Source organism: Sphingomonas phyllosphaerae (assembly GCF_029623345.1).
GTDB lineage: Bacteria > Pseudomonadota > Alphaproteobacteria > Sphingomonadales > Sphingomonadaceae > Sphingomonas > Sphingomonas phyllosphaerae_C.
Genome location: NZ_JAPYKH010000009.1, coordinates 1 through 21,312 on the forward strand (window position 1 = coordinate 1; position 21,312 = coordinate 21,312).

Annotated in this window: 17 protein-coding genes and 1 riboswitch; of the genes, 7 read left to right on the plus strand and 10 right to left on the minus strand. The window is 70.1% G+C overall.

Features of this window, described 5'->3' with window-relative positions; all coding sequences use genetic code 11:
* Together QBJ89_RS10450 and QBJ89_RS10455 are read right to left on the minus strand one after the other, a co-directional pair.
* A partial coding sequence (locus tag QBJ89_RS10450) for a YncE family protein (protein WP_277980453.1) occupies positions 1–1,115 on the minus strand: 1,115 nt, incomplete at its 3' end.
* A gap of 1 nt (position 1,116) precedes the next feature.
* Positions 1,117–1,482 carry a DUF305 domain-containing protein gene (locus tag QBJ89_RS10455; RefSeq protein ID WP_277980454.1) on the minus strand — a complete coding sequence of 122 codons (366 nt, stop codon included), beginning with the start codon at positions 1,480–1,482 and terminating at the stop codon, positions 1,117–1,119.
* Positions 1,483–1,645: 163 nt separating this feature from the next.
* Positions 1,646–1,722, plus strand: a riboswitch (Fluoride riboswitch).
* Positions 1,723–1,746: 24 nt separating this feature from the next.
* On the opposite strand from QBJ89_RS10455, the gene QBJ89_RS10460 reads away from it, so the two are divergent.
* Entirely contained in the window at positions 1,747–2,958 is a 1,212-nt protein-coding gene (locus QBJ89_RS10460; protein WP_277980455.1) for a voltage-gated chloride channel family protein, read from the plus strand.
* Between the two features lie 19 nt (positions 2,959–2,977).
* Here the strand turns inward: QBJ89_RS10460 and QBJ89_RS10465 are convergent, their stop codons facing one another.
* The 3 genes from QBJ89_RS10465 to QBJ89_RS10475 form a co-directional block, all read right to left on the minus strand.
* Complete coding sequence (locus QBJ89_RS10465; protein WP_277980456.1) at positions 2,978–3,694, minus strand: IS6 family transposase; 717 nt, start codon at positions 3,692–3,694, stop codon at positions 2,978–2,980.
* A gap of 168 nt (positions 3,695–3,862) precedes the next feature.
* Complete coding sequence (locus tag QBJ89_RS10470; RefSeq protein ID WP_277980457.1) at positions 3,863–4,744, minus strand: FkbM family methyltransferase; 882 nt, start codon at positions 4,742–4,744, stop codon at positions 3,863–3,865.
* Positions 4,745–4,893: 149 nt separating this feature from the next.
* Positions 4,894–6,117: an alanine racemase gene (locus QBJ89_RS10475; protein ID WP_277980458.1), complete on the minus strand. Its 1,224-nt coding sequence runs from the start codon at positions 6,115–6,117 to the stop codon at positions 4,894–4,896.
* 84 nt (positions 6,118–6,201) lie between these two features.
* On the opposite strand from QBJ89_RS10475, the gene QBJ89_RS10480 reads away from it, so the two are divergent.
* The 3 genes from QBJ89_RS10480 to QBJ89_RS10490 all read left to right on the plus strand — a co-directional run bounded on the left by QBJ89_RS10480 (position 6,202) and on the right by QBJ89_RS10490 (position 9,449).
* Positions 6,202–7,644, plus strand: a complete 1,443-nt coding sequence (locus QBJ89_RS10480; RefSeq protein ID WP_277980459.1) for an N-acyl-D-amino-acid deacylase family protein — start codon at positions 6,202–6,204, stop codon at positions 7,642–7,644.
* A 77-nt stretch (positions 7,645–7,721) separates the two neighbouring features.
* Complete coding sequence (locus QBJ89_RS10485) at positions 7,722–8,114, plus strand: RidA family protein (protein ID WP_183925607.1); 393 nt, start codon at positions 7,722–7,724, stop codon at positions 8,112–8,114.
* The gene (locus QBJ89_RS10490) at positions 8,115–9,449 is read left to right on the plus strand and encodes a gluconate:H+ symporter (RefSeq protein WP_277980460.1); all 1,335 of its coding nucleotides are present in this window, start codon (positions 8,115–8,117) and stop codon (positions 9,447–9,449) included.
* 150 nt (positions 9,450–9,599) lie between these two features.
* On the opposite strand, the gene QBJ89_RS10495 is transcribed toward QBJ89_RS10490, so the two are convergent.
* The 4 genes from QBJ89_RS10495 to QBJ89_RS10510 form a co-directional block, all read right to left on the minus strand.
* Entirely contained in the window at positions 9,600–12,173 is a 2,574-nt protein-coding gene (locus QBJ89_RS10495; protein WP_277980461.1) for a glycoside hydrolase family 3 protein, read from the minus strand.
* Between the two features lie 68 nt (positions 12,174–12,241).
* Entirely contained in the window at positions 12,242–15,493 is a 3,252-nt protein-coding gene (locus QBJ89_RS10500; protein ID WP_277980462.1) for a TonB-dependent receptor, read from the minus strand.
* Positions 15,494–15,513: 20 nt separating this feature from the next.
* A complete protein-coding gene (locus QBJ89_RS10505) occupies positions 15,514–16,536 on the minus strand; it encodes a FecR family protein (protein ID WP_277980463.1) in 1,023 nt (340 codons plus the stop codon).
* Entirely contained in the window at positions 16,533–17,132 is a 600-nt protein-coding gene (locus QBJ89_RS10510; protein WP_277980464.1) for an RNA polymerase sigma factor, read from the minus strand. The genes QBJ89_RS10505 and QBJ89_RS10510 overlap by 4 nt, the downstream gene beginning before the upstream one ends.
* 354 nt (positions 17,133–17,486) lie before the next feature.
* Here QBJ89_RS10510 and QBJ89_RS10515 point away from each other — a divergent pair, with 354 nt between their 5' ends.
* From QBJ89_RS10515 to QBJ89_RS10525, 3 genes are all read left to right on the plus strand, one after another.
* Entirely contained in the window at positions 17,487–18,467 is a 981-nt protein-coding gene (locus tag QBJ89_RS10515; RefSeq protein WP_277980465.1) for a ferritin-like domain-containing protein, read from the plus strand.
* A 55-nt stretch (positions 18,468–18,522) separates the two neighbouring features.
* Positions 18,523–19,533 carry a ferritin-like domain-containing protein gene (locus QBJ89_RS10520; protein WP_277980466.1) on the plus strand — a complete coding sequence of 337 codons (1,011 nt, stop codon included), beginning with the start codon at positions 18,523–18,525 and terminating at the stop codon, positions 19,531–19,533.
* Between the two features lie 104 nt (positions 19,534–19,637).
* The gene (locus tag QBJ89_RS10525) at positions 19,638–20,483 is read left to right on the plus strand and encodes an outer membrane protein (protein WP_277980467.1); all 846 of its coding nucleotides are present in this window, start codon (positions 19,638–19,640) and stop codon (positions 20,481–20,483) included.
* 62 nt (positions 20,484–20,545) lie between these two features.
* Here QBJ89_RS10525 and QBJ89_RS10530 read toward each other — a convergent pair whose 3' ends face one another.
* Positions 20,546–21,277 carry an SDR family NAD(P)-dependent oxidoreductase gene (locus tag QBJ89_RS10530; RefSeq protein WP_277980468.1) on the minus strand — a complete coding sequence of 244 codons (732 nt, stop codon included), beginning with the start codon at positions 21,275–21,277 and terminating at the stop codon, positions 20,546–20,548.
* Positions 21,278–21,312: the final 35 nt, after the last annotated feature.

Consider the following 21,312-nt stretch of genomic DNA (forward strand, 5'->3'; position numbering starts at 1 on the left):
GTCAGATGCACCGCCTTGCCGGCCGTCCCGAGCGGTTGGAGATTGTCGGTGCCGGGGCCTGTCGGGACAGCGTTCGGCACATAGGCAATCGCCTGCGGTGCCTGTCCGACCGGCACGGTGGCAACGACCGTGTTGCCCGTGGTGTCGATCGCGGCGAGTTCATCGGCATTCTCCAGCCCGACATAGATGCGCCGGCCGTCACCCGATGGCCAGACGCCGTGCGGCATCTTGCCGACTGGGATCGTTGCCACCGGCGTGAAGTCGGACGTGCGGAACACCTTGACCGCATTCTCCCCGCCCACCGTGACATAGGCGAACTGTCCCCTGGCCGTGCGGGCGAAGTTGACGTGATTGGTGATCGGTCCGGTATCCAGCACCATGAGGATCGCGAAAGGCGGCCTGGCATCGAATGCGACCGTCTTGCCGATGTCCTTCAGCGTGAACCACACTTGCTTGCCGTCCGGCGTCGCGGCGATGTTGGGACAGAACGAACTCGGCTGTGCCACCTGTCCGACCTGCGCGTGGGTTGCGACATCGAACACGGCCAGCACCGGATTGAATGAGGAACAGACATAGCCGTATCGACCATCGGGCGAGAAGATCGTCATACCCGGACCACCGGGCGTCTTGATGCGACCGGTTTCCTTGTACGTTGCGGGGTCGAGCACGGCGATATAGTCCTCGCCGCGGACGGTGACCCAGACTTCCTTTCCGTTTGGCGTGAAGAACGCCTCGTGTGGACTGCGCCCGACATAGGTCGTGTGCTTGACGGTGTTGGTGGCGGTGTCGATCCACGACACGGCGTTCGATCCGATCGACACGACCGCGAGGGTCTTCCCGTCCGGCGAGAAGCCGAGGCCGTGAACCAGCACCTGCCCCTTGTAGAGTGGCGAAAAGTTCATCGGCTGCGGATCGCCGAGCTTGATAACGCCGAGCAGACGGTTGTCGGCCGGATCCGTCACCGACACCGTGTTGGAGAATTGTTCGGATGCATAGACGCGGTCGCGGTGGCTGACAGGCACGTCCTTGGCGTTCCACGGCGCCTGCTGGGCCATGGCAATGCCCGGTGCGGCGCTCATCAGCAAGGCGGCCGAGCGCAGGAAGGTCCGGATCATGTCAGTGCTCCAATTGGCTGTGGTGGTCACCGCCCTGTGTCGGGGCTGGCGTCGAAGGGGGTAGCGGCTGACCGATCGCCAACTTCATGGCGGCGATCTCCTGCTGCTGATCGATGATGATCTCCTGCGCGATGCGCTTGAGCTGCTCGTTGTGTCCGTAGCGAAGCTCCGCCACCGCCATATCGATAGCGCCCTGATGATGCGGGAGCATCATCGCCACGAAGTCGCGGTCGACGTCGCCGGACGGCTTGACCATCATGCCCGCCATCATCCGGTCCATCGCGGCAGACACCATGCTGGCATAGCCATCGGCGGGAGCGGCCGCGACTGCGCCGGTGAGCAGGGCCGAAGCTGCCAGACCCAGCATCCAATCTCGTCTACGCATAAGCCTCCGGCGCATCGGTGTCGAAAGCGTAGACGATGCTCGTCGAGGTTTATTCCATGGCCAGAACCATTTTATCGGTCCTCACCAAAACGATGGTCTCGTGCTTCTGCGGTTGGTTGACCAGGTCGCGGTCGAACAGCATATGCAGAGGCACGGCGATGGATTTCCGCCGGGCCATTTGGTCGAACCGCCCTCGCAAGGGCCGATGATTCCTACCAGGCGCCGCAAGGCAGCAAAGGAGGAATCGTGCGCGCGACATTTCGCAATCTCTATGACCAGTTCAACATGGCAGCGTTCATTCGCGATCGCCGTACCCATGCCATGTCGGTACTGCGATGGGCTTTGATCCTGGTCCCGATGGCCGCAGCGGTGGGAACGCTCTGCGCGGCCTTCCTGTGGAGCCTCGATGCCGTAACCCGGCTCCGCTTCGCCTTTCCCTGGCTGCTCTACCTGCTGCCGATCGGTGGGTTCGTAGTCGGACTGCTCTACCATCTGACGGGGCGATCAGTCGAAGGTGGCAACAACCTGATCGTCGAGCAAATCCACGAACCGGGGGGCGGGGTGCCGCTGCGCATGGCTCCGCTCATCTTCTTCGGCACGGTCGTGACACATCTGTTCGGGGGATCGGCGGGACGCGAAGGTACCGCCGTGCAATTGGGCGGCAGTCTTGCCGGCGGGTTTGGACGCGCGCTCAGATTGGATGCGGAAGCGACACGCATCCTACTGATGACCGGGATCGCGGCAGGATTCAGCGCGGTCTTCGGGACGCCGATCGCGGGCGCGGTCTTTGCACTGGAGGTGCTGGCGATCGGCCGGGTCGAATATCGTGCGCTGGTGCCATGCCTGGTCGCGGCGCTGGTCGGTGACTGGATCTGTCTTGCCTGGGGCATTCATCACAGCGTCTACCATGTCGATGCGCTGGTGCCGGTCGACGCGCTGCTCGTCGCCAAGGCCGGTGTTGCCGGCATTGCCTTCGGACTGACCGGGCTGACCTTTGCCGAGGCCAATCACGCGCTGGGTGGATGGCTGAAGCGTCTCGTTCCCTATGGCCCTCTGCGCCCTGTGATCGGCGGGTTGGCCGTGATTGCGCTGGTCTGGCTGCTCGGAACCCGCGACTATCTCGGCCTCGGCACGCTCGCCGCGACACCGGACGGCCTGACCATCGCCAGCTTCTTTGGTCCCGACACCCATCCATGGAGCTGGGCGCTGAAGCTGCTGTTCACCGTCGTCACCCTCAGCGCGGGCTTCAAGGGCGGAGAGGTCACGCCGCTGTTCTTCATCGGCGCGGCGCTCGGCAACGCGCTCGCGCCGATGTTCGGAGTGCCGACGGGGTTATTCGCAGCGATCGGCTTCGTCGCGCTGTTCGCGGGCGCGGCCAACACGCCGCTGGCTTGCACGTTCATGGGGATCGAGGGTGCTGTCAGTCTAATGCGAACTCGTCTCTACACGATGCACTAAGGGCTTCGTGAGCCACGGATCAGCTGACGAGCGCCTGCCACTCTGCCAACGCCGCGGAGCGGCGCTGCTTGTAGGTCTGGCGGTCGACGCGGTGGCGTTCGTGGTTGAAGTGGTTGTGGACGTTGGCGTGGACCGAGGCGAACTTCTGTAAGGTGCGCATCTGCCGGAACCGCAGCATCGCTCGTTCTCGTCGCCTGAACGGCAGGTGCGAGTTCTCCACCCGGTTGTTGGCCCAGCGCCCCACCTGCTGCTTCTCGCGGGCGCCGAGATCGGTTAGCGCCGCACCGTAGGAGCGCAGACCATCGGTGGTGATCGCCTCAGGCGAGCCGTGCCGCTTCAGCGCCCTCTTCATGAAGGCGAGCGCAGCCTTCTTGTCGCGGGTCTTGGTGACGTAGCTCTCGAGGATCTCACCCTCGTGATCCACAGCTCGCCACAGGTAGACCATCTCGCCGTTCAGCTTCACGTATATCTCGTCCAGGTGCCAGCGCCAATGACGGAAGCCGCGCATGCGGCTTACCCGCTGGCGCCGCACCTCGCCCGCGAACAGCGGACCGAACCTGTTCCACCACAGTCTCACTGTCTCGTGGCAGATGTCGACCCCGCGCTCAAACAGCAGGTCTTCGACGTTCCGCAGCGACAGTGGGAAACGCACGTACATCAGCACCACCAGCCGGATCACCTCCGGCGAGGAGTTGAAGTAGCGGAACGGGCTGGCGGGTCTTCGCGGGCGGGGCATGCCCCTCCCCTACCCCGGCGAGCGCCGCCGGTGCATTAGCTTTGACAGAGCCCGCGTGGTTCCTCGTCGTGGTCGCCTGACCCAAGTCGCACGGGTGCAGCAATGGATCGTTGCGGCATGAATCAGAAAAGTGCGCCTCTTGTCGAAGCGCTAGACAGCGCCCGGCAATCAGTGCGGAAAAAGAGCGAGATTGCGCCAGCCCTGCACTCCGTCCACCGAGATGGTGAGTTTATTCTCGTGGTTCATGAAGATGCCCGGCCGCTCCATCTCGAGGAGCCAGCCCGCCTCTTCCAGCGCTTGCCACAACCGCCCCTCGATCGCGCGGGAATGCGTGCCGATGACCAGATAAGCGACCTTCTCCCGGAGAAAGTCCAGCGACTCGGCGACCAGCTCATATTCCCCGCCCTGGATGTCCATGTGGAGCAGGTCGATCCGATCGTGCTGCTCGGCCAGGTCGCGCAGCGGGACCATCGCGAGCGCCTGGTAGTGACCGGTGGCAAGCGCCTCGTCGCGTTGCGCCGCGGTGACGTTGAACACGGGCGACAATCCCCAGTGACCGCCCTCCTGCGACGGGAACAAGGCCTCGCCCGCTTCAGCGGAGGCGATGCCGCGATGGATCGTGAACTCGTCGGGCGTGAACCCGTTCTCGGTCAGCGACTGAACAGCGAACGACACATGATCCTTGTCGCCCTCGACACCGATCAGCGACACGCCCAGACCGCGCCGTCGCGCTGCCGCGCCGGTGATATTCATCCAGCAGCCCCAACCACAGCCCAGCTCGATCATGGTGAAGGTCGTTTCGGCCAGCTCGACCGCCCGCAGTGCGGCGCCGAACTCAGCGATGTCGGCGTGCCAGTTCGCGGGTATGGTCTCCTGCTCGACCTCGCCGACGCGTTCGCCCAGGATCGAGGGGAAGAACTTCGGATCGATCGCGACGCCGAAGTAATTGACGAACCTGTCGGGGATCGCCGGCACGTCGGCCGCGGCATGTTGCCTGATGAGCGCCTGCGGCTCGAACAACGCATTATAATGCCAGAACGGACTGTTCATCGGTCACCCTCTCCGCCGCGCGCTTGGCCGCGGCGTATCGCCGGGTCCCTCCGGAGGCAAGCCGAACCGCGGTGCCGGTCGCAGCCTGGCGGAACGTCGCAGCCGGGCCGGGAGACGCGTCAGGGTCAGCCCGGAGACCTCCGCCGCGCTCAGAAGAACGTCTCGATCACCTCGGTGACGCGATGCTCCGCATCGGCGACGAGGATCCGCCGCCATTTGTCGAAGGTGAGGCAGGGGTGCGAGATGTCGAAGGCGATCACGTCGCCGACCGCGAGATCGTCGCCCGGCGCGATCGCCAGATAGGCGTGCTGGTCCATCAGGCCCGTCACAATCCAGTGCGCCGGCGCCTCGCTCGGGCGCACGTCCTCTCCCGGCCGATAGCGCGTCGCCGGGCGCGGCAGGCCGGCGTCGAAGGCGACGTCGCGCTTGCCCATCGCCACCACCGCGCGCGCCGGATCGGGGATCGACTGCACCGCCGCCCACACCCGTAGTGCCGGCCGCAACGGCGCGCCCAGCCCCGGCGCGACCGGGTTGCGGCGCAGGATCTGCTCCTGCGCAACGCGGTACAGCCCGTCGTCGTGGCTGATGTAGCAGCCGGGGCGCAGCACCACCTGCACGCCGCCGGCGCGCGCCACCGCGGCGCTCTCCTCCGCGACCACGTCGTACCAGGCCGATCCCGCCCCCGTCAGGATCGCGGGTGTGCGCTCGACCTGCCCCTCGGCCACCAGCCGCTCGACCGTCGCCACCGCGCGGCGGACGAAGCGCCGCACCGACGCCTCGTCGGCGAGCACGCCCTCGTAGAACTCGATTCCCGCCAGCCGCAGCGCGCCGCGCCAGTCCGCCAGCGCGGCGAGCACTGCGTCGAGCTGCGCCGCGTCGCGCACGCCGCAGCGCAGCCCCTCCTGATCGCGCTCGGGGGCGAGCTCGATCAGCACGTCGAGCGTCGCGCCGCGCGCGCGGCACGCCGCGCCGAGCTGCGCCACCCCGGCGGGGCTGTCGACGAGGCAGAGCAGGTCGAGTGCGGGACGCGCCGCCAGCGCCGCAACCGCCGCGACATTGGCTGCGCCGACCACCTGGTTGGCGATCAGGATGCGCTCGACCCCGTGCGCCGCGGCGACGCGCGCCTGCTGGCTGGTGGCGACGGTGATCCCCCAGGCGCCGGCGTCGAGCTGGCGGCGGAACAGCGCGGGCGCCATCGTCGTCTTTCCGTGCGGCGCCAGCGCCAGACCATAGGAATCGATGAAGGCGCGCATCCAGGCGAGATTGTGCGCCATGTCTTGGCCGCTCAGCACTGCCGCGGGAAGCGGCACGTCGCCCGCCAGCAGGTCCCACCCGCTGTCGCCCTGCCCGACCCCTTTGTTCAGCTCGTCCACCTTGTGTCTCCCAGATACCTAAAATTGTTTACATTAATCCCGCGGCAGGAGACAGTGGCGACGGCATCGCGACGGGGAGGAGCCATGACCGAGACGATCATCGCCGGCGCCGAGCTGTACGACGGCTCGGGCGCCGCCGGCTACCGCGCCGACGTGACGGTGCGCGACGGGATCATCGCCGCTGTCGCGTCCGCCGCGGACACCCCGCCCGAGGAGGCGATCGACGCGCGCGGGCTCGCGCTCGCGCCGGGCTTCATCGACGCGCACACGCACGACGACCTGGTCGCGATCACCGCGCCCGCGATGACGCCCAAGATCACCCAGGGCGTCACCACCGTGGTGGTCGGCAATTGCGGGATCAGCGCGGGCGCCGGCCGCGCCGGCGACGCGCTGCCCGACCCGATGGTGCTGCTCGGCGCACCCGGCGACTTCGCTTATGCCGATTTCGCGGCTTATGCCGCCGCGATCGACGCGGCGAAGCCGGCAACCAACGTGGTCGCGCTGGTCGGCCATACCGCGCTGCGCGCGCGCCATCTCGACCGGCTCGACCGCGATGCCGCGGAGGACGAGCGCGAAGCGATGCGCGCCGACCTCGCCGCCGCGCTCGACGCCGGCGCCTTCGGCTTCTCGACCGGGCTCGCCTATGCCAATGCCGCGCACGCCTCGACCGAGGAGGTGATGGCGGTGGCCGCGGCGCTGCGCGACACCGGCGCGCTCTACGCCACGCACCTGCGCAGCGAGGGCGCCGCGATCCTGCCCGCGATCGACGAGGCGGTCGCGATCGCGCGCCACGCCGCGGCGCCGCTGGTGGTGTCCCACCTCAAGTGCGCCGGCGCGAGCCAGTACGGCCGCAGCGGCGAGATCCTGGCGCGGCTCGAGGCCGCCGCGGCGACCCACCCGACCGGCTGCGACTGCTATCCCTATACCGCGAGCTCCTCGACGCTCGACCTGAAGCAGGTGGTGCCCGAGACGCCGATCCTGATCACCTGGTCCGAGCCCGCGCCCGACCAGGCCGGGCGCATGCTCGCCGACATCGCCGCCGACTGGGACTGCGACCTGCGCGACGCGGCGCGGCGGCTCCAGCCCGCGGGCGCAGTCTACCACTGCATGGCTGAGAGCGACGTCGACCGCATCCTGGCGCACCCGCTCACCATGATCGGCTCGGACGGGCTACCGTGCGACCCGCGCCCGCACCCGCGGCTGTGGGGCAGCTTCCCGCGCGTGCTGGCGCATTACGTCCGCGAGCGCGGGCTGCTGGCGCTGCCCGAGGCGATCCGCAAGATGACCGGGCTCACCGCCGACCGGCTCGGCCTGCGCGACCGCGGCTATGTCCGCGTCGGGCTCGCCGCCGACCTCGTGCTGTTCGATTCCGCGCGCGTGCTCGATCGCGCCAGCTACGACGACCCGGCGCGCGCCGCCGAGGGCGTGCTGGGCGTGTGGGTCAACGGCGTCGCCACGCTCGATCGCGGCGGCGTCACCGGCGCGCGCGGCGGACGGCTGCTGCGGCGCCCGGGCGCGGCGCGATAGTGGCGGCAGGGCAGATCAACTCCTCCCCGTACCGGGGAGGGTCTTCAGAAAAATCAACCGAACGAAGGACATCATCGATGAGTGACGGCATCAAGCGCTACGGCGTCGAGGGCGGCAGCGGCACCGGCGGGCAGCACCTGCCGTTCGCGCGCGCGGTCCAGGCCGATGGCTGGCTCTACGTCTCGGGCCAGGTGCCGATGGTCGACGGCGAGGTGATCGACGGCGGCATCATCCCCCAGACCCACCAGGCGATCCGCAACGTGCTCAAGATCCTCGAAGAGGCCGGCTACGGCCCGGAGCATGTCGTGCGCTGCGGCGTGTGGCTCGACGACGCGCGCGACTTCATGTCGTTCAACCGCATCTTCAAGGAATATTTCGGCGCCCACCCGCCGGCGCGCGCCTGCGTCGTCTCGCAGATGGTGGTCGACTGCAAGGTCGAGGTCGACTGTGTCGCCTGGAAGCAGCCCTGAGTGAGCGGCGGCACGCTGCTGCTGCTGGAGGCCGCGGGCGCGGTCGCGCTGCTGATCCTGCTGATCGTGCGCGCGCGGCTCAGCCCGTTCGTCGCGCTGACCCTGGTGTCGCTCGCGCTCGCGCTGGTCGCGGGGATCGCGCCGGCCGATATCGTCAAAGGGTTCGAGGCGGGGGTCGGTAGCGCGCTCGGACATATCGCGCTGGTGGTCGGGCTCGGCACGATCCTCGGCAAGATGATGGTCGAGTCGGGCGGCGCCGACCGTGTCGCGCGCACCGTGATCGGCCTGTTCGGCGCGCGCCGCGCCGACTGGGCGGCGATGACGGTGGCGCTGATCGTCGGCCTGCCGGTATTTTTCGAGGTCGGCTTCGTGCTGCTGGTGCCGATCGTGTTCGCGGTCGCGGGGCGGCTGCGCCAGCACCCGCTGCGGCTCGGCCTGCCGATGGCGGCGGGGCTGTCGGTGGTGCACGCGATGGTGCCGCCCCACCCCGCGGCGATGCTGGCGACCCAGGCCTATGGTGCCGACGTCGGGCTGACCGTGCTGTTCGCGCTGATCGTCGGCGTGCCCACCGCCGCGGTCGCGGGGCCGCTCTACGCGCGGTGGGTGGTGCCGCGGCTCGCCCCCGCGGTCCCGCCCCCGCCCGCGGCGGAGGACGTGCCCGATCGCGCGCTGCCCGGCTTCGCGATCACGGTGGCGACGCTGCTGCTGCCGGTCGCGCTGATGCTGCTCGGCAGCCTCGCGCCGTCGCTCGCCGCGCCGGGCACGCCGCTCGACCAGGTGCTGCGCTTCCTCGGCACGCCCGTGGTGGCGCTGCTCGCCACGGTGCTGGTGAGCTACTGGACGCTCGGCCTCGCGCGCGGGCTGAGCGGTGCGACGCTGCAGCGCTACACCAACGAGTGCCTCGCGCCGACCGCGATGATCACATTGGTGGTGGGCGTCGGCGCGGGCTTCGGGCGCGTGCTGACCGACAGCGGCGCGTCCGGCGCGATCGTCGCGCTGGCGGCGCAGCTCCACGTCCCGGTGATCCTGCTCGCCTGGCTAATCGCGGCGCTGATGCGGGTCGCGACCGGCTCGGCGACGGTGGCGATGGCGACCGCGGCGGGGATCGTCGCGCCGCTCGCCGCCGCCAACCCGGGGGTGCGGCCCGAGCTGCTCGTGCTCGCCACCGGCGCGGGATCGGTGGTGCTCAGCCACGTCAACGACGGCGGCTTCTGGCTGGTGAAGGAATATTTCGGGCTCAGCGTCGCCGACACGATCCGCAGCTGGACGGTGTGCGAGACGCTGATCTCGGTGGTGGCGCTGGTGCTGACGCTGGGGCTGTCCGCGCTGGTGTGAGCGCGACAGTGCTCCTGCGGAGGTCAAGAGGAACGGAGAATATCCCTGCGGCCGCGGGCATGATGGACATCCAAAGGTCTCTTTGATCCTGCCCTTGCAGGGGCGGATCGGCTGAACGTCGACTGCGCTTAGCCTCCTATTCTCGCAGGCTCACTCCGGCAGGACGGTGCGCTCGCCCGTGATCGTCAGCTCGGTCCAGGCGCCGTCGGCGTCGCCGGGCTGGCCCCCGCCCACGAACAGCCGATAGGCGCCGGGTACGATCGCGCGCGTGCCGTCGCGCGCCACCAGGCTGAGCGAGCGCGGGTCGATCGTCAGCCGCACCTCGCGCGTCTCCCCCGGCGCGAGCGACGCGCGCGCGAAGCCGACGAGCTGGCGCTGCAGCACCGGCACGGTCCGCCCCTGCGGCTGCGGCGCGACCGGGGCGAGATAGGCCTGCACCACCGCGTCGCCGGCGCGCGCGCCGGTGTTGCTCACGCGCACCGCGGCGCTGAGCCCGGCGCCGGCCGCGACCGTCACCGCCGCGGGCGAGGCGGCGGCATAGGCGAAGCGTGTATAGCTCAGCCCATGGCCGAACGGGTACAGGGGCGTGCCGGTGAAGAAGCGGTAGGTCCGCTCCTTCATGCTGTAGTCGATGTACGCCGGCATATCGCGCGTGGCGGCGTAGAAGGTCACCGGCAGCCGGCCACTGGGGCTGATGTCGCCGGCGAGCAGCCGCGCGATCGCGGGGCCGCCGGCCTGGCCGGGGTACCAGGCCGCGACCGCGGCGTCGGCGGTCGCCTTGGTCCAGGGGTCGGCGATGGCGGCGCCGGTCATCTGCACCACCACCAGCGGCTTGCCCGTCGCCGCCAGCGCGGCGAGCAGCGCGCGCTGCGGCTCGGGCAGCTCGATCTTGGTGCGATCGCCCCCGACGAAGCCGGGCACGTCGAGCCGCAGCGCCTCGCCCTCCAGCGTCGGCGACAGGCCGGCGAAGGCGACCACCACGTCGGCATCGCGCGCCGCGGCGACCGCCTCAGCCAGCTGCGCCGCGGCGGGCGCGACCCAGCGCAGCCCGATCCCGCCGTCGGCGCTGACATGGTCGAGCTCGACACGCAGCGCGCGCGGGCGCGCGTCGGCGAAGGTGACCTGCGCCTCCACCCCCTCGTCGCTGCCGCGATCGGCGATCACGGGCGTGCCGTCGAGCCACAGCCGCACCGGGTCGTGGCCGTCGCAGTCGAAGCAGCGCGGCACTTCCAGCCGCAGCGTGTAGCTGCCGGGCGCGGGCGGGGTCAGCTGCCCGGTCCAGCGCACCGCGTAGCGGCGGTCCTCGAGCCCGCGCGCGGGCGGCGCGCGGTCCCAGTCGAAGTCGATGACGCGGTCCTGGCGCGTGAGCAGCGGGCGACCGCCGGTGATCGTGCCGCGGAAATACTCGCCGCGCAGGCCGGGCCGGCCGTCGGCGGAGAGCGCCGTCTCGGGCACCGGCACCGCGACCTCTTCGGCGAGCACGCTGCCCTGCGCGTAGCGGACGCGCGCGGCGCCGAAGCGCGCGCGGATGCCCTCCAGCGGCGTCATCGGCGCCGCCGCGGTGCCGTGGTAGTTCGCCTCGAGCACGTCGAGCGAGTCGGCGTTGGCGCCGATCACCGCCAGCCGCGTGCCCGCCGCGAGCGGCAGCCGGTCCTTGTTGGTCAGCAGCACCAGCGACTTCTCCGCCGCCTCCAGCGCGAGCGCGCGGTGCGCCGGGGTGTCGACCTCGTCGGAGCGGATACGGTCCCACCGGCTGCGCCGCCCGAAGGCGATGCCGAGCGCGGCGCGCGAGCCGAGCACGCGGCGCAGCGCGGTGTCGACCTCGGCCTCGCTCACCAGCCCCTGCCGCACCGCCGCGGGCAGCGCGTCGTAGCTCGGCCCGCAGTCGAGGTCGGTGCCCGCGCGCAGCGCCGCCGCGGCGGCCGAGGGCAGGTCGAGCCGGTAATTGTGGAAGCTCTCGATATAACCGATCGCGTCGCAGTCGGAGACGATCATGCCGCCGAAGCGCCAGCGCGCGCGCACGCGCTCGTTGAGCAGCGCCGACGAGGCGCAGGCGGGCACGCCGTGCAGTGCGTTATAGGCGCACATCGTCGACAGCGCGCCGCCCTCGGTCAGCGCGAGGCGGAAGGCGGGCGTGTAGGTCTCCGCCAGGTCGCGCGGCGAGACGTCGACGTCGAAGGCGTTGCGGCCCGCCTCGGGGCCGGAATGAACCGCGAGATGCTTCGGCGTCGCGATCGCCTTGGGGAAGGCTGGGTCGGGCCCCTGCACGCCCCGGACGAAGGCGACGCCGAGTTTGCCGGTGAGATACGGGTCCTCGCCGTAGGTCTCCTGCCCCCGGCCCCAGCGCGGGTCGCGGAAGATGTTGATGTTGGGCGACCACAGGTGGAGCCCGGCGAAGCGCGGCCGCGCCGTGCCGCGGGGCAGCGCGTTGTACTTGGCGCGCGCCTCGGTCGAGACCACGTCGCCGACGCGGCGCAGCAGGTCGACGTCCCAGCTCGCCGCCAGCCCGATCGCCTGGGGGAAGACGGTGGCGACGCCGTTGCGCGCGAGGCCGTGGAGCCCCTCGCTCCAATAATCATAGGCGGGCAGCTCCGCCGCGGGCAGCGCAGGCGCGGCGTTGCCGAGCTGCGCGGCCTTCTCCTCCAGCGCCATCGCCGCGATGGCGCGTTCGATCGCGGGCGCGGCGGTATCGGCCTGCGCCGCGATCAGCAGGAGAGAGAGCATGGCGGAATTCCGGTGTAAGGAGCGAGGAAACGATCCTCCCCGTGCCGGGGAGGATCGCTAGCTCGCCATCAGAAGTTCGCCCTCAGCCCGAGGCGGAAGGCGCGGCCGACCACGTCGTACAGCGTCGGCGTGGTGATGTTGCCGGGCACCGTCTCGCCGTCGCGGTTGAAGACGTTGTCGACCTTGGCATAGGCCTGGAACGCCGGGGTGAAGCGGTACGACGCCGCGAGGTCGACGTAGAGCGCTCCCGGCACGCGGTTATAGTCGTAGGTCGGGTGGTTGACGGTCGAGACCGGGCAGTTGGTCTGGCAGACGATGTTCTCGTTGGAGAACACGCCTGCGCTGAACCAACGCTCCTGCACCGTGAAGCTGACCGTGTCGGTGCTCCAGTCCTGCGACGCCAGCACCTTCCAGTGCGGCACCGCGGTGGCCTCGATGTTGGTGCCGGCGAGCTGGCGCGGGATCGTGCCGGGCAGGCCGGTGTCCTGCACGAAGTTGATCGTGTGCGTCGCCAGCCCGCGCAGGCTGAGCCGGCCCGGCAGTCCGATGCCGTCGAGCTTGGTGGTGTAGCTCGCCTCGATGTCGAGCCCGTCGGTGAAGATCGACGCGAAGTTGAACGGCTGCACCGTGACGTAGGCCGAGTCGAGATTGCTCAGGTCGAACGAGCCGCAGGTGAACTGCACCCCGCCGTAGCACAGGTTGATCTGCGTCTGCGCGTCCAGCGCCGAGATGGCGTCGTCGATCTTGATGCGGAAATAGTCGACCGACAGGCTGAAGCCCGGCAGCCAGCTGGCGCGCGACAGCACGAAGCCGACCTCGGTGTTGCGCGCGATCTCCGGGGTGAGCGCGCGGTTGCCGGTGGTGGTCTGCAGCACCGTGATCGAGCGGTTGCCGTTGAACGGGTCGATCGTGCCGGTGCGGTTGCTCGTCACCGGCGCGGCGAACAGCTCGGACAGGTTGGGCGCGCGGATGTCGCGCGAGGTCACGCCGCGCAGGCGGAAGCCGTCGAGCGGCGTGTCCCAGGTGCCGCCGACCTTCCAGGTGTAGACCGTGCCCGAGGTGCTGTAGTTGGTCGCGCGCCCGGCGACGTTGAGGTTGGCGCGGCCGATCGACTCGCTGTCGAACAGCGGCGCGTTGAGCTCGAGGTAGGATTCGAGCACGTCATAGCCGCCGCTGCCGTTGCGGTAATTGCCGGCATACCAGTTGCCGCCCTGCGGGTTGAGCAGCGGATCGGCAGGATAATCGTCGGTGAAGCCGTTCCCGGTCAGCACGCCGTTGCCGTAGGGGTCGGCGGTGACGCGGTAGAATTCGTGGCGGAATTCCGCGCCGAACGCGACCGCGAGCGGTCCCGCCGGCAGCGCGACGGGCTCGCCGCTGACCGAGAAGCTGGCGACGTCCTGGGTCTGGCGGGTGTGCTGGTACGGGCCGTTCTGCGGCTCGATGTAATAGCGCGTCGCGTCGGTCGGCGCCTGGCCGCCGAAGACGTTGAGCGGGGAACAGCCGCTCGCCACCGCGACCGGGTCGGCGCAGGTGATTACGCCGTTGGCGCCGCGCACCGCCTGGATCGCGGCGCGGTAGCGCGGCATCAGCGGGATGTTGTTGACGTTGATGTCGGTGATGCCGGTGCCGTGCTCGTAATAGGCATCGTAGCGCCAGTCGGTGCCGAACGCCGCGACCTTGCCCTTGGCACCGACCACGCCGCGATACTGGTGCCGCCGCGTGTTGACGTCGATGAAGTCGAACATCGGGTTGACCGTGCCGAAGCGGAAGCTGGTGATGCCGTTGGCCGCGCAGGCCGACTGGATCGCCGCCGGCACGAACGGGTTGGCGCACTGAATCGTGAGATTGTCCTGTGCCGAGCCGGGGTTGGGCGTGTTGCTCGTGTCGACGCGCGCGACGTTGAGCGTGGCGTAGATCTCGTTGTCGGGATCGACGTCGAAGCCGATCCGGCCATAGGAGTTGAGCCGCGTGATCTCGGACTTGAAGCTGTTGCCGTTGGTCACGCTGCCGCTGAGATCGCCGCCGATGCACGAGCCCGGCAGACAGCCGGTGCCGTAGCGGAACGGCACCGGATTGCCGTTGACGTCGAAGGCGGTGCCCGCGAGCGGACCCGCGTTGATCAGGCCGTAGCGCCCGAACAAGGTCGACTGGACGTGATCGCGCACGAGATACTGCGGCAGCCCGTCGGTGGTGATCCCGCGGTTCTGCACGCCGCGCGCGGTGAGCCAGGTGCGGCCGTTGGGCCCGTCGCCGTTGGGATCGTTGCCGACGCCGAAGCCGGCCGAGCGGATGCCGTCCTCGTGGCTGTACTCGCCGCTGAGGATCAGGTGGAGCCGGTCGCCCGCGAGCGACTTGCCCGCGGCCGCCTGCACGGTCCAGTTGGCGTCGTCGCCATAGGTGCTGATGCCGCCCATGATGTTGGCGCGGAAGCCGGTGAAGCGCGTGTTGGTGACGAAATTGACCACGCCGCCGACCGCGTCCGAGCCGTAGGAGGCCGAGGCACCGCCGGTGACGACGTCGACGCGCTCGATCAACAGCTGCGGGAACAGGCTGACGTCGGCGACGCCGGTGACGTTGGCGCCGACGACGCGCTGGCCGTCGATCAGCGTCAGCGTGCGGATCGGCTGGAGCCCGCGCAGGCTTAGCGTGCTGAGCCCCTGCACGCCGGTGGAGGTGCCGTTGGCGCCCACCGTCGCACCGGTCGAGCCCTGCAGCGCGGGCAGCTGCGCCACCGTGGTGAAGACGTTGGGCTGGGCGTTCTTGGTGATCGCCTCGTAGCTCAGCACCTGGGTCGGCGTCGGCGCGGTGAAGCCGCCCGAGACGATGCGCGAGCCAGTGACGACGACGTCGCGCGCGGGCTCCTCCGCCTGGCCTTCAGCCGGCACGTTGGCGGCGGTGGTGCTGCCGGTCGCGCCGTCGGTGGGCTGGTCGGTGGTGACGCCGGGAGCCACCTGGGGCTCGCTCGCCGACACCTGCCGCGCGGTCGCGCTCGCCGGCGCGCTCACCGGCGCGAACATCGCCGCGACCGGGCCGAGCACGACATAGGTCTGCGGCCCGCTGCGCTGCGCGCGCAGCCCGGTGCCCTCGAGCAGCCGCGTCAGCGCGGTGTCGACGCTCATCGCGCCGCGCACCGCGTTGGTGCGCTTGCCGCGGCTGAACGACCGCGCCGCGACGATCTGCACCCCCGCCTGGCGGCCGAGCGCGGTGATCGCGCTCTCGGCCGGCTGCGCGGGTATGTCGAACTGCTTGGCCTGCGCGATCGCCGGCTGCGCGGCCGCCACCACCGCCGCGCCCGTCGCGAGCCACAGATGCCGCCTCATTCCCCCCATCAATCCACTCCTCACGGTCTCGTTGCTTTCCCGTGCTGGTGGAGAGACGTCGGCGAGGAACTTCCTTCCACGTCGGCTACATTTTCCGCGTGGCCGATGCGGATCGCCGCGGCGTCCAAGGTATCGAGCGGCACCCCGAAGCTGTCGTGCAGCGCCTTCGCGAAGCCCTCCGGGTCGTCGGTGCGGAAGATGCCGTCGATCTGCTCGCCGGCGAGCCGCGGGTCGGCGAGAACGAGCTTGCGGCGGTTGTAGCGGTTGAATTCGTCGACCGCGTGCGCGACCGTCTGGCCGCTTAGGTCGATCGCGCCCGAGCGCCACGCCAGCGCGCGGTCGACCGCCGAGGGCGGCCCGTCGCTGATCCGCACCGCCGCATTGTCGCCGAAGAAGGCGCTCTGGCCCGCCACCAGGCTGGTGCGATAGCCGTCCGCCTGCGCCGCCCAGACCTGCACCACGCCCTCGGTGACGATGATGTCCGCGCCGCCGTCGCGGCGTCGCACCGAGAAAGCGGTGCCGATCGCCTGCACCACCACCTGCCCTGCCTCGACCACGAACGGCCGCGCCGGATCCTTGGCGACGCGGAACCACGCCTCGCCGCTGGCGATGCGGACCTCGCGCCGGCGGCTCGCCAGCGTCACTTCGAGCTGGGTGTCGCTGTTGATCGTCGCGGTCGAGCCGTCGGCGAGCGGGACGCGGCGGATCTCGCCGATCTCAGTGCGGTAGGTCGTGCCCCCCGCGAGCCACAGGACGCCGCCGGCGAACGAGGCGGCGAGCGTGGCCCCCGCCGCCACGAACAGCCCGCGTCGTCGCACCGCCGCGCGCGCGCGCGGCGCGGGTCGGTCGAGCGCGACCCAGCAGGCCTGGGCGTGGAGCAGCGCGCCGCGGCGGCGCGGGTCGGCCGCCATCCACTGCTCGAGCAGCACCTCGTCCGCGGCCGACCAGCCATCGGCGTCGAGCCGCGCGACCCAGGCCGCCGCCTCGTCCGCGATCTCGCCCGCGCTCTGCTTGTTCCCCGCACCTGTCACCGGCCCCGTCATTGCCGACGCCCTCCGCGCTGCTCGTGCTGGCTCATCAGATCGTCCGCGTCCTGCTCGGCGCGGCTCCACGCCTGGCGCAGGAACCGCACGCCGAGCCAGACCTGCTTCTCGACCGCTTTCTCGGTGGTGCCGAGATGCTCGGCGATCTGGCGCTGCGACCAGCCCTCGATCTTGCGCAGCTGGACGATGCGGCGGCAGCGTTCGGGCAGGAGCGCGATCAGGTCGAGCGCCTTGCCATAGGCCAGCCGCCCCGCGGCGAGCTGCTCGGGTGAAGGGCGGTCGTCGTGATAGGCGTCGATCTCGGCGATCGTCTCGAGCGGCACGATGCGCTGGCGCTTGAGCCGCCGCACCAAGAGGTTGCGCACGATCGAGAAAAAATAGGCATAAGGGCTGTCGATGTGATCGACCGCCTCCAGCATGGCGAGCCGGCAATAGGCCTCCTGGATCAGCTCGTCGGCGTCCTCGGGCGCGGTGCCGGAGCGCCGCAGCCAGGTGCGGACGCGATGTTCGTGTGGCAGGATCTCGCGCGCGACCCAGACGGCGGTCTGGCGCCTGCGCGCGGCGTCGATCACGCCTCCTGCCGTCCCGCCCGCCATCTCGTCCTTTCCGGTTCCTTGCTGGTGCCGCTGACGGTTGAGAGCCTTGGCGCGGCGATTTCCTTCCCTGCCGGCACATGTGCGTGCGTCGGTCGATGCTCGCCGGCGGGTGGGACGCGCTACCATCGTCGCGCATCGGTCGCCATGATCATGCTGGACGGGCCTCGAGCTTTGGCAGAAGCGGCGTTGGAACATCCTCGCTGCAGCGGCACTCGCCGCGAAGGAAAAGGTTCCGGCGCGCCGAAATATAAACATTCGTGTCCTAAGACATCCCGGACGATCCGAGCGCCGTAACTCTCGTCGCTCACGCGTGGGGACATGGCCTCCTCCTGCGAGCAGAGGGAGATGCCACTCATGAATGAAGACGATCTGGTCATCGACGCACTCGAGACCCGCGCGCAGCGACGCCACGACCGCCGCGCCCTGTTCACCGCCGCGCTCGGCGCCGCCGCGGTCGGCTCCGCCTTCGTCTATGCGGATCCCGCCAAGGCGCAGACCGCGGTGACCGACGCGGACGTGCTCAACTTCGCGCTCAACCTCGAATATCTCGAGGCGCAATTCTATCTGTATGCGGTCAACGGCACGGGCCTGCCGTCGACGCTGACCGGCAGCGGCAGCACCGCCGGCGGCACGGTCACGGGCGGCGCGCAGGTCAATTTCTCGACCGATCCCGTCGTTGGCGCCTATGCGCGCGAGATCGCGGCGGACGAGCAGGCGCACGTCAACTTCCTGCGCACCGCGCTCGGGTCGTCGGCGGTGGCGATGCCCAACATCAACATTTCCGGTGCGGCGGACGGCCCCTTCACCGCGGCGGCGCGCGCCGCCGGCGTCGTCGATGCGACATCGGGCGTGTTCAACCCCTATGCCGACCCGACCAGCTTCCTGCTCGGCGCCTATATCTTCGAGGACGTCGGCGTCACCGCCTACAAGGGCGCGGCGCCGCTGCTCAGCAACAAGACCTTCCTCGAGGCGGCGGCCGGGATCCTGGCGGTCGAGGCCTATCACGCCGCGATCGTGCGCACGACGCTGTACGCCAAGGGCGTGCCCGCGCTGGTCGAGGCGACCGAGAAGATCTCGGCGGCGCGCGACGCGCTCGATGGCAGCCCGACCGAGGACCAGATCCGCGGCATCGCGCCGAAGGATGATGTCGGGATCATGCCGAGCGGCAGCGGCGATACGCTGACCTCGAACATCGCGCCGCTCAACGTCAACGGCCTGGCATACAGCCGCAGCACCGGTCAGGTGCTCAACATCGTCTACCTCAACGCCGGTTCGGCGACGATGGGCGGATTCTTCCCGAACGGCGTCAACGGCAACATCCGGTCGACCACGTGAGCGTGCGGCGGCGCCTTCGCCTCCCCGTCCCTCGCTCGTCACAGGAACCACGCACATGATCGATCATCGCAAAGCTCTCGACCTGCTCGCCGCCGCGGACACGCGCCGCACGGCGCGGCGCCGCTTCCTCAAGGTGGCGGGCGGCGGCACGCTCGCGCTCGGCGGCGTCAGCCTGCTGTCCGGCTGCTTCGATTCCGGGGGGTCGGACGCGCCCAATCCCACGCCGACGCCGACGCCGACACCCGCCGCGGTGACCGACAGCGACATCCTCAACCTCGCGCTCAACCTCGAGTATCTCGAAGCGCAATTTTACCTCTACGCCGTCAACGGCAGCGGCCTGGCGGCCAATCTGACCGCGAGCGGCACCGGCACGGCGGGCGGCAGCGTCACCGGCGGCGCCAAGGTGGACTTCTCGGGCGACGCACTGGTCGGCGCCTATGCCCGCGAGATCGCCGCGGACGAGGCCGCGCACGTCGCCTTCCTGCGCGCCGCGCTCGGCTCCGCCGCGATCGCCATGCCCAACATCAACATCTCGGGCGATGCGAGCGGCGCCTTCACCGCGGCGGCGCGCGCGGCCGGCGTGATCGGCGCGAGCGACACGTTCAATCCGTACTCCTCGCCCGAGAACTTCCTGCTCGGCGCCTATCTGTTCGAGGACGTCGGGGTCACCGCCTACAAGGGCGCGGCGCCGCTGCTGTCGAGCAAGGTCTTCCTCGAGGCCGCCGCTGGCATCCTCGCGGCCGAGGCCTATCACGCCGGGCTGGTGCGCACCGTGCTCTACGCCAAGGGCATCGCCACCCCCGCTCTGGTCACCGCGGCGGGCAAGATCTCCGACGCGCGCGACGCGCTCGACCAGGGCGGCGACACCGACCAGGGCCTGACCGGCACGAATGGCGCCGCCAATCTCGTCCCTGCCGATGCGGACGCGATCGTCTACAGCCGCAACAGCCGCCAGGTGCACAATATCGTCTACCTCAATGCCACCGGCGCCAACCAGAACGGCGGCGGTTTCTTCCCCAACGGAACCAACAACCCCAACGCGACGCTGCGCGTCGGCCTGCCCTGATGACCGGCGTGGGGCGGCGCGTGGCCGCCGCACGACGGGTATGACGACGACAGGGGGGGAGGCCATCGCCTCCTCCCCACAAACGATTCACGAGGGAGTGAAACATGAAGGTGATCGGATTGACCGCGGCGGCGCTGCTCGCCGCCTACGCGCTGCCCGCGACCGCGCAGGAGAGCGACGGCGGCTTCAGCGGCGTCTACGTCGGCGCGGCCGGCGGCTATGACGTCCAGACCAACGACGGCGGCCGCTCGCGCGTGCTGTTCGACCGCAACCTCGACGGGCAATATGGCGACGTGGTGCGCACCGGCTCGGGCGCCGACGCGTTCGGCCCGGGCTTCTGCGGCGGCCGCGCCACCAACCAGCTCAGCCCCGCCAATGGCGGCCGCTGCGCCAAGGACAAGGACGACTGGGCCTATTACGGCAGGCTCGGCTTCGACGCGCAGCGCGGCCGCATCGTCGTCGGCGTGGTTGGCGAGTTCGGCACCACCAACATCACCGACGGCGTGAGCGCCTTCTCGAGCACGCCGGCGAGCTATGTCTTTAATCGGGGGGTCGACTGGGAGGCGGGCGTGCGCGCGCGCGCCGGCTACACTCCGAACGACACCACGTTGTTCTACGGCACCTTCGGCCCGGGCTATGCGCGGATCGACCGCGCCTTCGGCTCGACCAACACGACCAATACGTTCGAGGGCAGCGGCAAGCGCAACCAGTTCGGCTTCCAGGCAGGCGGCGGCGTCGAGCAGCGGCTCGGCCGGCACTTCTCGATCGGCCTCGAATATATCTATCACCAGTATCAGGACGACGATTATGTCGTCCGCGCCGCCGGGCCGGCGGGTACGCCCTTCACCAACGCCAACAACGGCGGCAGCGCCTCAGGCACCGACTTCATCCGCAGCGACGACAAGTTCCACTGGCACTCGCTGCGCGCCACCGCCGCGTTCCGCTTCTGACGCCGGTCGCTGCGCCGCCGCGTCACCTCGGGTCGCGGCGGCGCAGGACCCGCCTCAGGCGGTCAGACCTGCCGCATGCCGCCGTCGACGCAGAGCTCGGCGCCGGTGACGAAGCTGGCGGCGTCACTCAGCAGGAACAGCGCCGCGGCGGCGACCTCGTCGGCCCGCGCCATGCGACCGAGCGGGATCGGCGCGATCAGCGTGCGCCGTACCTCCTCGGGGACGACCGCCATCATGTCGGTGTCGGTCGGGCCCGGCGCGACGACGTTGACGCGGATGCCGCGCGGCGCGAGCTCGGCCGCCCAGCTGCGCGCGTAGGAGCGCAGCGCCGCCTTGGTCGCGGCATAGGTGCTGTACGGCGTCACTCCCATGGTCGCGGCGATTGAGCCGACCAGCACCACCGCCGCGCCGTCGCTCAGCACCGGCAGCGCCGCCTGCAACCCGAACAAGGCGCCGCGCACGTTTACCGCGAAATGGCGGTCGACATGCGCGGCGGTCTCCTCCGCCAGCGTCGCCGGCTCGGACAGGCCGGCGTTGAGCACCAGAGCGTCGATCCGCCCGTGCCGCCGCTGCACCTCGGCGACGACGCGCGCGAGATCGGCCTGCGCCGCCGCATCGGCGACGATCCCCTGCGCCGCCGCGCCCAGGTCCGCGGCCGCCGCGGCGACCTCCTGCTCCCTTCGGCCGGTCAGCACCACGGTGGCGCCCTCCTCCCCCAGCGCGCGCGCGGTCGCGAGACCGATCCCCCGTGCGCCGCCGACCACCAGCGCGATCCTGCCTGCCATCCGCGTCATCGTCCGTCCTTCCTCGTCATGGAGGGCGGGTAGAT